Source organism: Dyadobacter alkalitolerans DSM 23607, from assembly GCF_000428845.1.
GTDB classification, from domain to species: domain Bacteria; phylum Bacteroidota; class Bacteroidia; order Cytophagales; family Spirosomataceae; genus Dyadobacter; species Dyadobacter alkalitolerans.
The window spans coordinates 262,123-274,259 of sequence record NZ_AUAS01000007.1; the positions used below are offsets into that span (position 1 = coordinate 262,123).

At 48.3% G+C, this 12,137-nt stretch carries 10 protein-coding genes; 4 read left to right on the top strand and 6 right to left on the bottom strand.

The genetic code is table 11. The annotated features are described in order from the left end of the window. Window positions 1-9: 9 nt before the first annotated feature. The 3 genes from G395_RS0116190 to G395_RS0116200 are packed head-to-tail and all read right to left on the bottom strand — an operon-like array spanning window position 10 to window position 3,691. Window positions 10-1,002: a glycosyltransferase family 9 protein gene (locus G395_RS0116190; protein ID WP_026631014.1), complete on the bottom strand. Its 993-nt coding sequence runs from the start codon at window positions 1,000-1,002 to the stop codon at window positions 10-12. After that, a complete protein-coding gene (locus G395_RS0116195) occupies window positions 999-1,979 on the bottom strand; it encodes a glycosyltransferase family 2 protein (RefSeq protein WP_026631015.1) in 981 nt (326 codons plus the stop codon). The genes G395_RS0116190 and G395_RS0116195 overlap by 4 nt, the downstream gene beginning before the upstream one ends. Next, on the bottom strand, window positions 1,979-3,691 hold the full coding sequence (locus G395_RS0116200) for a carbamoyltransferase family protein (protein WP_026631016.1): 1,713 nt from the start codon (window positions 3,689-3,691) through the stop codon (window positions 1,979-1,981). Before G395_RS0116200 ends, G395_RS0116195 begins: the two co-directional genes overlap by 1 nt. Window positions 3,692-3,924: 233 nt before the next feature. Here G395_RS0116200 and G395_RS0116205 point away from each other — a divergent pair, with 233 nt between their 5' ends. Genes G395_RS0116205 through G395_RS0116215 form a run of 3 tightly spaced genes read left to right on the top strand, consistent with a single transcriptional unit; the run spans window position 3,925 to window position 6,728 of the window. Further along, window positions 3,925-4,932: a glycosyltransferase family 4 protein gene (locus G395_RS0116205; protein ID WP_026631017.1), complete on the top strand. Its 1,008-nt coding sequence runs from the start codon at window positions 3,925-3,927 to the stop codon at window positions 4,930-4,932. Then, window positions 4,904-6,229, top strand: a complete 1,326-nt coding sequence (locus G395_RS29555; protein WP_051350199.1) for a glycosyltransferase family 4 protein — start codon at window positions 4,904-4,906, stop codon at window positions 6,227-6,229. The genes G395_RS0116205 and G395_RS29555 overlap by 29 nt, the downstream gene beginning before the upstream one ends. Before the next feature lie 16 nt (window positions 6,230-6,245). Next, a complete protein-coding gene (locus tag G395_RS0116215) occupies window positions 6,246-6,728 on the top strand; it encodes a CinA family protein (RefSeq protein ID WP_026631018.1) in 483 nt (160 codons plus the stop codon). Window positions 6,729-6,765: 37 nt separating this feature from the next. Here G395_RS0116215 and G395_RS0116220 read toward each other — a convergent pair whose 3' ends face one another. After that, complete coding sequence (locus G395_RS0116220; RefSeq protein ID WP_035361477.1) at window positions 6,766-8,307, bottom strand: FAD-dependent oxidoreductase; 1,542 nt, start codon at window positions 8,305-8,307, stop codon at window positions 6,766-6,768. A gap of 200 nt (window positions 8,308-8,507) precedes the next feature. On the opposite strand from G395_RS0116220, the gene G395_RS0116225 reads away from it, so the two are divergent. Continuing rightward, window positions 8,508-9,434 carry an FAD:protein FMN transferase gene (locus G395_RS0116225; RefSeq protein ID WP_229204188.1) on the top strand — a complete coding sequence of 309 codons (927 nt, stop codon included), beginning with the start codon at window positions 8,508-8,510 and terminating at the stop codon, window positions 9,432-9,434. On the opposite strand, the gene G395_RS0116230 is transcribed toward G395_RS0116225, so the two are convergent. Continuing rightward, on the bottom strand, window positions 9,431-11,626 hold the full coding sequence (locus G395_RS0116230; protein ID WP_026631021.1) for a PepSY domain-containing protein: 2,196 nt from the start codon (window positions 11,624-11,626) through the stop codon (window positions 9,431-9,433). The genes G395_RS0116225 and G395_RS0116230 overlap by 4 nt on opposite strands. A gap of 14 nt (window positions 11,627-11,640) precedes the next feature. Then, window positions 11,641-12,135 (bottom strand): DUF2271 domain-containing protein, encoded by a 495-nt coding sequence (locus G395_RS0116235; protein ID WP_026631022.1) that lies wholly within the window; start codon window positions 12,133-12,135, stop codon window positions 11,641-11,643. Window positions 12,136-12,137: the final 2 nt, after the last annotated feature.

Below are 12,137 nucleotides of genomic sequence, written 5' to 3' on the forward strand. Positions count from 1 at the left end.
ATATTGCATTCAATGTGCCGTAATGCTGCTCAGCAGGTTGTCAAGCGCCATGCGGACGTTTCCGAACGATGTATCCCTGGTCCAGTCGATAGTATAATGCAGAGATTTATTCAAAGGTCCCCAGCGTTCGGGCTCTCCGTCCATACTGATGACAATGCTGCGCGTGCGCGTGGCGGCCGCAATGTGGGAAACGCCCGTGCAGTTACTGATCAGCAGGTCTGCCCCTTCGATTAGCGCGGCAATTTCTCCCAAACCCGTTTTGCCGGTAAGATCCAAAACCCGACTTTTCATTAAGCCAATCACCTGCGCAGTAATAGGCGCCTCGTCCTTTGTGCCGGTAATGATGATGTGATAGCCTTGATCTGCGCAATGATCCGCCAGGCTCGCGAAATGTGCGGGAGGCCATTGCCGCCATGCACCGCGCGAGCCTGGATGCACACATATATAACGCCCATCCGGCAGGGAAACAGACTCCTGCAGATGCCGCCTTTCAGCCGCTGATATCGGGAATTCCAGATCGGTGCCTAGTGAAGGAATCCCGAGGTTTTCCAGCATTTTTAAATGTTTCTCAATCTCAGAAATGCCATTGGGATATTCGAGAAAAAGCGCTTCATTTCTGTGGTTACCAACACTATGAAAGCCCGCGACCGGACCGGCGTCTAACTTTTCCAGCATGTCATTGACAATGTTCCCGTTCCCCTGCATTTGCAGGATAAGGTCAAAATCCTCCTCCTTTAACTGCGCGTGAAACGCATCCCAGGCCGCTTCGTCAAACGGTTGCTCCGGTAAGCCGTGGTAGCCGGGGAAATGAATGAAACGATCGATATAATCAGAAAACCGCTCGCGGAAAGATGCCGCCCAGGGCAAGCCCAGCAATGTTATTTCGGCGTCGAGATAGCTATTGCGAAGCGCCCGTAATGCTGGCACGGTGCAAAGCATATCACCCAGTTGCAACGCCCGGAAAATGGCGATCTTATGTGTGGTATCGGGGTAAAATTTCATAGGAAAAAAACTTTATAACGCATGGCTCCGCGCAATGTCCAATATACGGAAAGGTAAGGGATCAGAAACGAAGTAATGATCATTTCCAACCGGTGCGACCAACTTAAATCTGTGCCTTTCAGGCGTTTCAGGGTAAAACGCATTACTGAAATGAGCCATATCCCAAGCGCAATTCCCGCAATCCATTTATTGCCTGCCAGCAATCCAAGAAAGGCGACAAAGGTCGACAATATAATGATATAATAATTCCACACCGGCCCGCTGGCGATCCTGGTCCTGTAAAGGTCGGGGTGCTTTTTGAACAGCAAGGCGTTGAACATACTTTTTTCCTGGTCACGAATGCTCGATCCCCAGCCCGCCTCGCGCACTGGATGGCATACCAGCGCTTCGTGCACCTTGATAATGGGTATTTTATTTTTCAAAAACTTGAATTGCAGATCAGAATCTTCACGCCAGGCTGCCGGAAACGATTCATCGAACCCGTTAACCTGCTCCAATGCGGCTCTGGTGCAAGCGCAGTTAGCGGTAATAAACTCGGCCGTGGCCAGATGTGAGACATTTTTCTGATAATCCGTGGGCCGCTCAGGAACCGGAACTTCAACCTGTCCTGTAAATGCAATCGCTGGCACAGCCTCATTTTTATAATATTGCCAGAACCCTTGCAGCCAGTCCGGTGCGGGAATGCAGTCATCATCCGTAAAAGCGATCAATGAACCCTTGCTGTTTTTCCAGCCGAAATTCCGCGCAGCGGCGGGGCCACTTTTTCTTTCAAGGGGAAGAAATGAGATGGATAAATGGGGCTGCTCGGCCCTGATACGCTCAATAAGTAATGCCGTTGCCGGATCGGGCCCGTCGGAGACCACAATAACCTCGAAGGCAAAGGCCCTGCACGTTTGCAGAGCTATGGCTTCGAGGCATTTGCGCAAAAGTGTGGGTCGCCGATAAGTTGGGATCACTACACTAATCAGGTCTGCCATTATTTTTCGAGGATGAAAGAATTAATGATCAGGGCGTCGAACGGTGATGTCCAGAAACATTCGATGGCATCCCGCGGTGAGCAAACGATCGGTTCGCCGCGCGTATTGAATGATGTATTTACAAGAACAGGCACGCCCGTTTTTGCCTTGAACTCCCGGATAAGCTCATAATATAACGGGTGCTGCTGTGCATTAATGGTCTGCACGCGAGCCGTGCCATCCGTATGACGCACAGCCGGAATGCGGTCCGCTTTGTCATCTTTTACAGGATATACAAAAAGCATGAACGGAGAAACGGTTGCGTCTTCAAACCATTCAGGGGCATCTTCTTCCAAAACTACCGGAGCAACAGGCCGGAAATCTTCCCGGTCCTTGATATCGTTAAGCCTGGCCTGCATATCCGGGTGAATAGGTGACGCCAGGATAGACCTGCTCCCCAGCGAGCGCGGACCAAATTCCATACGGCCCTGATACCAGGCAATAATTTTATCCTCAGCCAGGATAGCGGCCGTTTCGCTGGCAACATTATACAATCTCTTATAAGGCATCTTCGCCCAGATCATGAATTTTTCTATCTCATCATCGGTATATTCAGGTCCCCAGTAAACGTGATTCATTTCTGCCGTATAGCGCATATCGCCTTGCGCGTTCAACGCCACATCCAGCCACTGCGCCGCTCCCAGCGCCGTGCCTGCATCTCCTGCCGCCGGTTGTACCCACACATTTTTGAACGGGCCATGATCCCGGATCACTGCATTCATTACGCAGTTCAGTGCAACGCCGCCGGCCATGCACAGGTTTTCCGAATGGGTTTGTTCGTGCAGCCAGTGAACCAGTTTCAGCACAGTTTCCTCCAACGCTTTTTGCAGGGAATGTGCAATGTCATGGTGAAGCTGCTCAAAAGGATCATCTTTTTTCCTCCCTGGTCCCCACCATTGTTCCGGGTCGAAGTCATCAATTGTATATTGTCCGTTGTCCTCAATATGGATCACGGAACGGAAATCTTCTATATAGACCGGCTTACCATAGGAAGCAAGGGCCATGACTTTGTATTCATCGGATGAATGCAAAAAGCCCAGATAGGTTGTGATTTTTTCATATAACATACCCAGCGAGTGCGGCATATCCACCGTCGCCAGCTGTGTGATTTTATTTCCTTGCCCTAAAAAATAGCCCGTTGTTGCCTTCTCACCGCGGCCATCCAACGTCAGCACGGCTGCTTCTTCATAAGGAGAGGGAAAGAAAGCGCTTGCCGCATGCGCATTATGATGGTTGATGAATGTCCATTTTGCATTTAAATCACCCGCATCCGCAAAGCGTTTTTGCAAATGGTGCGGATAACCGTCCCGGAGCTGATCGGGTGCTTTGCGTATGTAATTGAGAAATAATGTATCCCAGCCATTGTATACATCTGCCGCTTCCAGCACATCAGAGCCGGAAAGCAGGTCGTCTTCGTATACGGCTGCTTCGCTTACGCCATCCGGATCAAATGAATACGCAATGTGGTCGACGTCCTTCATGGTGATGCCCGCTGTTTTGAGGCAATAATCAATGGCATGAAACGGAAGTTCCCACGTGGAAAAAGGAACAGGCCGTTTCCCGTGCTTGATATGCGTAAAACGCTCTTCTTCGGCGGCAGCAATGATCTTGCCGTCCTTTACGAGTGCTGCGGCGGTATCGTGAAACGCAGCATTGATTCCAAGGATATACATAAGCAGTGGTCTGGTTTAAAATGCAGCGGGTTGCTTACAAGTTTGGTGCCAGCAAGATGTGTGGAACTTATTGCTTGTAAATCCGAGATTCTAAAATGTTGATAAAAATCCTGAAATCGTTTCGTCCTGACAATGAGCAGGTTTCGTAACTCATTGATAATTAGGGAAGCGTTTTGTGCTGAATGGCATTGTTTTTATAACGCCGTTCTGTCCCCATCCAAATCCGCTGACCTATGCATCAAATCAACACGACAAATGGAAGGTTAAAAATCTTTACCTGGCACATTCACGGAAGCTATTTGTACTATTTATCACAAGGTGATTATGACATTTATATCCCCGTTACTGAACGCCAGAGTGAAGGCTATTACGGTAGGGGAGAAACGTTTCCTTTTGGTCCGAATGTGATTGAAGTGCCGGCAGAGGAAGTCAGGAACATGCAGTTTGACTGCATCCTTTTTCAGTCCGAACGTAACTTTCTGATTGATCAGCATGAGGTTCTCGCCGACTGGCAGAAACAACTCCCGCGCGTATACGTGGAGCATAACACACCGGAAAAGCATCCGACCAACACGCGGCACGTTATGTCCGATCCTCAGGTGACGCTTGTGCATGTAACGCATTTCAATAAGCTGATGTGGGACAGCACCGGAATTCCCAATGTGCGTGTGATTGAGCATGGGGTATGCATCCCGCAGGTTGCTTATCAGGGAGATATTCCCCGGGGCATTGTGGTGATAAACCATATACAGCAGCGGGGGCGGATCACTGGTTGGGATATTTTTGATGAAGTGAGAAAGCATGTGCCGCTGGACCTGATCGGCATGGGAACATCAGAATCCGGTGGGTTAGGCGAGGTGCTGAACCCGCAACTTCCCGAATTTATCAGCCATTACCGATTTTTCTTTAACCCTATCCGGTATACGAGCTTCGGGCTGGCGGTGTGCGAAGCCATGATGACCGGTATGCCAGTTGTTGCGCTCGCTACCACGGAATATGTGACCGTGATCAAGGATGGCGAATCCGGATTTATTGATACCAACATTGGAAATCTAATTGATAAAATGAATTCGCTAATAGCTGATCCTGTGAGGGCTGCGGATATGGGTACGAAAGCGAAACAGACGGCGCTGGAAAAATTTGACATTAACAGGTTTACCAGTGATTGGGAAAATATCTTCAGACAAACGATCCAACTAACGATCCACAATCATGACAAAAAGAATAGCATTTATCAGTGAGCACGCTTCGCCGCTGGCAACCCTGGGCGGAGTGGATAGTGGAGGCCAGAATGTATACGTGGCCGAACTATGCAAATGTCTGGCTAAACTGGGTTATGTGATTGACATTTTTACGCGGAGAGACGATGAAGATCTGTCTCAGATCGTTCACTGGCTTCCCAATATCCGCGTTATTCACATGGATGCGGGGCCTGCGCAGGAAGTGCCTAAGGAAATGCTGCTGGGATATATGGATGAATTTACCCAAAGCATGATCCGGTTTATCAACCAGCAGGACTTCCAGTATGATCTTGTACATGCTAATTTTTTCATGTCCGGCCTTGTGGCTTCCGAAGTTAAAAAACAACTGGATATTCCTTATGTAATCACTTTCCATGCCTTAGGTAAGATCCGTATGATCCATCAGAAAGATAAGGATGCATTTCCTGCAGCCCGGATGGACATTGAGCAGATGCTTGTGGACGACGCAGATTTCGTTATCGCCGAGTGCCCTCAGGACAAACAGGATCTGATCGAACATTATAATGCAGACCCTTCGCGCATTACGATCATTCCGTGCGGGTTCAGTTCCGAGGAATTTTATCCGTATCCCAAAGAAAAAGCCAGACGTAAGCTCGGCCTTGAAAAAGATGATGTGGTGCTGCTACAACTGGGCAGGGTTGTCCCCCGCAAAGGCATTGACAATGTAATCCGCGCCATCCGGTTCCTGAAACATATACCGAAAATCAAACTGCTTGTGGTAGGCGGTGCGGATGAGAAGCCTGACTTCGTAAACGATCCGGAACTCAAACGCCTCAAAGAAGTGGCAGAAATAGAGGAAGTATCCAACGCGGTGGAGTTCGTAGGACGACGGAACAGGCAGCAACTCCGCTATTATTATCAGGCAGCCGATTTCTTCATTTCAACGCCCTGGTACGAGCCATTTGGCATAACGCCCCTAGAAGCTATGGCTTGTGGCACGCCCGTCATAGGCTCCGATGTTGGCGGCATCAAGTTTACAGTGTTAGATAAAAAAACGGGCTTTCTGGTCCCTCCGCACAATCCTAAGGCACTTGCCGATGCTTTGCTGGAAGGATTATCATGCCCTGAAAAGTATCAGGCCTTGTGTAATAATGCTTTGAAACGGGTAAATGAGAATTTTACCTGGGCTTATGTCGCAGAAAAGGCGCATCAGCTATATTGCAAACTGAATGTTGTTTCAGCCAAAAAGCCTGTATATCTTTTTCATTACAAGAGAGCGCAAAGAAAACGGGCTCGTCTATACGGCCTACCAGCCGCAACTTATGCAGTTTCCTGATTAAACCATTGAAAATATGCCTTCACAACTGATTATTGATTGTAGTAAAGTTTTAAACGAAAAAGGACTGACCATTGCCTTCGCCGAAAGTGCGACGGCGGGTCGGCTAGCTGCGGAGTTTTCACTGACGGAAAATTCCGGCAGTGTCCTCAAAGGCGGACTTGTGTGTTATGATGCGGAAGTAAAAGTGGATGTGTTAGGTATGGATCCGGCTTTGATAGAAGAATTCACTCCTGAATCCGGGGAAGTTACCAAAGATCTGGCCCTACGCCTGAAAAACCTAATCAAATCTGATGTCCAGGTTGCGGTTACCGGGTTAACCACACCGGGTGGGAGCGAAACGGAACAAAAGCCAGTGGGCACCATCTTCATTCATATGTTCCTGAATGAACGCTCTATTGCTGCAAGGGAAGTTTTTGAAGGCTCTCCGGAAGAAATAGTGCTGCTCGCAGCAGACCTGGCCGCGAAGACGGTTATCCACGAACTGGAGCAATTATGAGTATGATTTAAAACCATACTCATAATTATTACTAATATCATTTTACCCCAATGTTGACCGGCTGGAGATTTTTTCTGGCCGGTCCTGTTAGTACGGTCCCGTCCGTATCAAAGCGCGCTCCGTGGCAGGGGCAGTCCCAGCTTTTTTCAGCATTATTCCAGTTCACAATGCAATGGGTGTGTGTGCAAACCGGATCAAGTGCCTGAACTTTACCTGTTGGATCTTTGTAAATGGCCAGCTTCTGACCGTCCAGTTCAACAATTTCACCTGAATCAACCGGTAATTGGGCAACTGAATCGATTTCGTGCAGTCCAAAGCGGTCTGCTATAAAGCGGCCCACGACGTCAGCATTTTCTTTGATAACCTCTGTAAAACCAGCGATCGGCTTAATTCTTGCCGGATTGTACAGATCCTCGTATTCGCTTTTTCCGTTTAAAATAATATCTGAAAGAACCATCGCCGAAACTGTTCCCAGGATCATACCATTTCCGTTGAAGCCTGTGGCTGTATAAATTCCGTCCGAGGCCCCGGGCGACTTGCCAATGTAAGGCAACCCATCCGCTGGAACATAATACTGTGCCGACCACTGGGTGTAAATGTCTTTGACCGGATAACATTGCTTTGTAAAATTGATCAGGTCAGTAAATGACTGCTCCGGATCACCGTGGCCCGTTTTATGGTCGTGACCTCCTGCGATCAGATACTTTTGCCCATCGATTTCATGCGTCCTGAAATAATGGTAAGGCTCTTGCATATCATACACCAGATCCTGGGGATATTCGTCATTGGTAAGCGTAGCTGCTATGACGTAACTGCGATAAGGCGCATTCCGGAAATGGAGCACATTAACTCCCCCTGGCGGAATGTGGGTGGCATACACAACCGTTTTTGCCTTAATTTCCCGCGACGTTGCTGAGGCAATGTGAACACCGTCTTCTGTTTTAATATCATCGATCAGCGTATTTCCCAATGTTACACCGCCCAGCTTTTCAAACTCCGAAAGAAGGCCCTGGATGTATTTGAGCGGATGGAATTGTGCCTGGTTTTCAAATACAATGGCTTTTTGAAATTCGGCGTTTACCGGAACCTGGCTGGTCACTTCCACTTTCACACCAGCCCGCAGCGAGCTGTCGAAAATATCGTCCAGCTCCTTGGTTTCTTTATCCGTTTGCGAATACACATATCCTTTTTTCCATTCAAAATCGCAGTCGATCCGGTAGGTTTCAACATGCTCATGGATCAAGCGTACGGACCCGGCGATGGAATCTGCGAATTGTTTGGCCGCCTCTTCACTGAATTTACTTTCGACTTCTGCATAGGTGGTGTCTGCAAATGTATTAATGTGTGCCGTCGTGCCACCTGTTGTGCCATATCCGGGATTGTGCGCGTCCACTAGGATGCAACTCCTCCCAGCCCTCTGTAAGAGTAAAGCCGTTGTTACTCCCGTAATTCCCGCACCTACAATGAGTACGTCAAATGTCCTGGAAGTGTCGAGCCCATTTGAAGCTGCTGCATGGGATGTATTTTTTTGCCAAAGGCTTGTGTTGCGTCCGTCGCGCATATTTTTATTGTTTTCCATATCAATTATCTAATTTTTTCGTCACTGCCGAACTAAAACCGTACCAACCGGCAGGCTATAAATGCGTGGTGCAGCAATAGTTTTTGAAAAGTGTTTAAAAAGATGGACTAGGGATTAATTTTGCAGGGAAGCCTTCTGACATGCGATATCGTTTTACTATCTTCTTCTTGCTTTTTTGCCTCACAACAAATGCACAGGTTTTGCGGAAAAGGACCACTATGCTCATGGGTGGCCGTTTTGACATCACCATCGTAGCACAAGATTCCGCCACAGCGGAAGCGGGCATTGATGCCGTGATCGTAGAAATTACGCGGATCGAAAATCTGATTTCCGATTGGAAACCCGACTCCCAGGTTTCGGAAGTCAATGCTAATGCGGGTATCCGGCCGGTGAAGGTCGCTGCGGAAGTTTTCGGGTTAACGGAAAGGGCCATTGCACTTTCCAAACTGACCAATGGTGCCTTCGATATCAGCTTTGCGGCTATGGAACGCGTCTGGAAATTCGATGGCTCAATGACAGAAATGCCCAGTGCCGATGCTGTTAAAAGATCTGTTGAAAATGTGGGTTACCAAAACATTATCCTGGATAAAGAGGAAGGAACTATTTTTCTGAAAAAGAAAGGAATGAAAATCGGGTTCGGGGCGCTGGGCGAAGGTTATGCGACGGACCGGTGTCGCGATATGATGTTGAAAGAGGGGATTAAGGCTGGCATAGTGAATGGTTCGGGAGATATGAGCGCGTGGGGAAAACAGCCTGACGGCCGCGACTGGGTGATTGGCATAACGGATCCGGGGCGTCCGGGAGAACTTTTTGCCGTGGTGCCGCTTCGTCAGGGTGCCGTAGTGACGTCGGGAAGTTATGAGAAGTTTGTGGTCATAGATGGCAAGCGTTATGCGCACATTATCAATCCCGCTACGGGTTATCCTGCCACAGGCCTCACGAGCGTGACCGTTTTCGGGCCCGGTGCCGAGCGCGCCAATGGCTTTAGCACATCGCTGATGGTTATGGGGCAGGAAGCCGGAATGAAGCTTATCAACCAATTCCCGGAATTCAGTTGCGTAATGATCACCGACGACGGTAAAGTGGTTACTTCAAAAAATTTCAATATTGCCAAATGCCGCCCTTAGTAACAATCCATTAGGACCTGGCCGTGCGACTGAAAGTAACTGATGTTTTTGTCCAGGCGGGTTTGACAAATATGGTCCAGCAAAGCGACTACATTGTTCTGCATGGCCAACGACCCGCAGAGCATGATTACACCATTGTTCGACAGGGTTTCGGCCACAAAAGCTTCGTCCCTCGTCAGCAGATCCTTCACATATTCCCTGGCGCCTTCCCGCGAATACGCAATGTGCAGGCTGTTTAATTTCCCGTTTTTCAGGTTAGTTTGAATGGAAGTTTTGTAAAGCGAAAACGACGCATCATCCCGGAAACCGCAGTATAAACGGCAATTCATCGGAGCAATTTGCTGATCGATCATGCCCAGGAATGGTGCTATGCCCGTCCCGTTGGAGATCATAATTACTGAAGATGCATTCTCGGGAAAGTGGAAATGCGGGTTGACCACAATCCTGGCACCAATCTCACTCCCTGGATTCAGGCGATATAGATACTCAGAACCCAACCCGCCTTCATGCAATTTTACACTCAATTGAATGTTGCTACCAACCTTGCCAATCGAATAAAGCCGCTCCCGGTGATCATTTGCAGGATAAATGGCAAGTAAATCGCCGGAGGTAAAATCGGTCGGATTATTTGCATGAAGGCTGATGAGAAAGGCTTCGCCCGCGGCTGAAACCGTTGTTTTATCAACCACCGTAAGCTGTTGCACGGGTTCATGGCGGGTTGTCAGCGAATCGGAGGATATGGCAAGCGCCACACCTGCATGCTGCGACCAGCTCGCTGCCCACTGCCCGAACTCATCCGGGGATTTGTCATTGACGGTGTGAATTTCAAGGGCAGGAACAGCCCAATCCTGTTTTGCCAAAAGATTATCAACCTCAAAGGCGAATTTGCAAAAATCGGGATAACCGTGTGAACCAAAGCCTACAACAGAAAAACGGACGGGACGGGGTTGTTTGTGCTTTTCCAGGTGTGCAGCGAAATGTGCAGCATTGGTAGGCGGGTTACCCAGCCCGTAAGTGGCCGCCATGACAATGATGTTTGATGCTTTCGGGAAAACTTTATAATTGTTAAGCTCCGTAACATAAGCCGATCGGCCTCCTGCGATCAGCTGCTTGTGAATGGCATTGGCGAAACCAAAAGTGCTGCCGTTTTCAGATCCTACCAGGATGATAAACTCACTTTCATCCGCCGTGTACTTATTTTTTACCCGGTTAGCCCTGCGCCTGAATGTCATCGCAAAGCCAGAGTAGATGAAAAAGAGAATGTTACCACAAGCAACGGCAAGGATAACAGCCCATATCGCATGGGTGCGGCCCGTGTGCAGGTCCAGGTTCAGCTCGGTGAGCAATGTAGCCGTCGGATATCGGACCTCGCTTAAAATGTCTCCGTTAATCTGATTAACCGTTATCTCACGGTCCGTAAGTTTTAATGTATAGTAATCCTCAGGGTCTTCAGAAAATGGAAATTCAACGGTCTGAACTTCGGATAAATTTATTTTCTTAAAAACTTCAAAATCAGCCGGATCTCGAACAGGTCCCGACTTGATCGCATCAAAATCAACCTCAGCCGATACAACCGGGGATTCTATCAATCCAAACCGGGCCAGCGAGAGATACGTGCCACTTAATGCAATGATGAAAATAGGAATGAGCGACAGCCTGCCGAGGACCACATGGTAATACTGCGCAAAATTATCCTTCACAATGCGGCTGAAAAAACGCTTCAATCCACGCTGCCGCTGAATGATGAGCATTGTGCCGGAAACGGTGATCAGAAGCAATAAAAACGCAGTCAGCCCGATAAAAAACCGGCCTGTTTCATGAATAAAGAGTGAGCGGTGCAGCGCAGTTACCCATTCGAAAAATTCGCTTTTGGGTGCCGGGTAACCCAGTAGGGTGCCGGTTTGCGGATCAATGTAAGCTTGCAGTTTTTTCCCTTCTGCATCACTGCCTTTGATTTGAACAAACTGATTTTTATCAACCGTAAGCTCGCTGATTCCAGGATATTGTTTTCGTAAAACGGGTAATGTTCCCGCCAGCGTCGTTTCACTGAAATGATCGGTGCGGTAGGGCAGGACTTTTTCGGACAATGGCTGAAATGCCAGAATGATGCCCGTAACAGCGGCGAGGGTCAGTAAAAGAAAAGAAGATACAGCCAACGCAAGGTGGCTGTATCTCCATACAGAAATGGTCATAAGGAACTTAAACTTTAATTAGCGCTGAAACGGACGTAACGAATGTATCCAGTTCCCTCGTTTTTCGCAGCCAGTGACTCGGTAGTCAATGGGATTTCCAGGTCTTTCACGTGGTATTCCTTGTCTTCCACAGCGCTTTCAAAACGGATCTTATATCCCGCATTGATCTTGGCATTATCAATTTCAAACACGTTCACGCTCCGGTCGCCTCCCGTTACCGAAGCACCGGTAATGGCGCTTATGTTCGCTTTTTGCTTGGATTGGAACTTGTGCCATTCTTTCATGCTGTTGTACCACTTTTTATCAGGCCCCAGCACATACAATGTCTTCTCGTAAGCACCTTTACTATTGATAAGCGAAATCACGATATAAGCGCCCTCACCCATGTAATTGGTCATCTGGATCATGCACTTGTATTTGCTCGTGCCGGTCGCCTGTGCAACAGCATTGTTTGGGCGGCCGATCGTCAGTGTCAGGAAAAGGAGTGTTATTTTAAATAAATTAGACATGA

Bases quoted from the DNA above. Each gene is read 5' to 3' on its own strand.
- G395_RS0116190 (WP_026631014.1), bottom strand. From the start codon at position 1,002: ATGAAATTTTACCCCGATACCACACATAAGATCGCCATTTTCCGGGCG.
- G395_RS0116195 (WP_026631015.1), bottom strand. From the start codon at position 1,979: ATGGCAGACCTGATTAGTGTAGTGATCCCAACTTATCGGCGACCCACA.
- G395_RS0116200 (WP_026631016.1), bottom strand. From the start codon at position 3,691: ATGTATATCCTTGGAATCAATGCTGCGTTTCACGATACCGCCGCAGCA.
- G395_RS0116205 (WP_026631017.1), top strand. From the start codon at position 3,925: ATGCATCAAATCAACACGACAAATGGAAGGTTAAAAATCTTTACCTGG.
- G395_RS29555 (WP_051350199.1), top strand. From the start codon at position 4,904: ATGACAAAAAGAATAGCATTTATCAGTGAGCACGCTTCGCCGCTGGCA.
- G395_RS0116215 (WP_026631018.1), top strand. From the start codon at position 6,246: ATGCCTTCACAACTGATTATTGATTGTAGTAAAGTTTTAAACGAAAAA.
- G395_RS0116220 (WP_035361477.1), bottom strand. From the start codon at position 8,307: ATGGAAAACAATAAAAATATGCGCGACGGACGCAACACAAGCCTTTGG.
- G395_RS0116230 (WP_026631021.1), bottom strand. From the start codon at position 11,626: ATGACCATTTCTGTATGGAGATACAGCCACCTTGCGTTGGCTGTATCT.
- G395_RS0116235 (WP_026631022.1), bottom strand. From the start codon at position 12,135: ATGTCTAATTTATTTAAAATAACACTCCTTTTCCTGACACTGACGATC.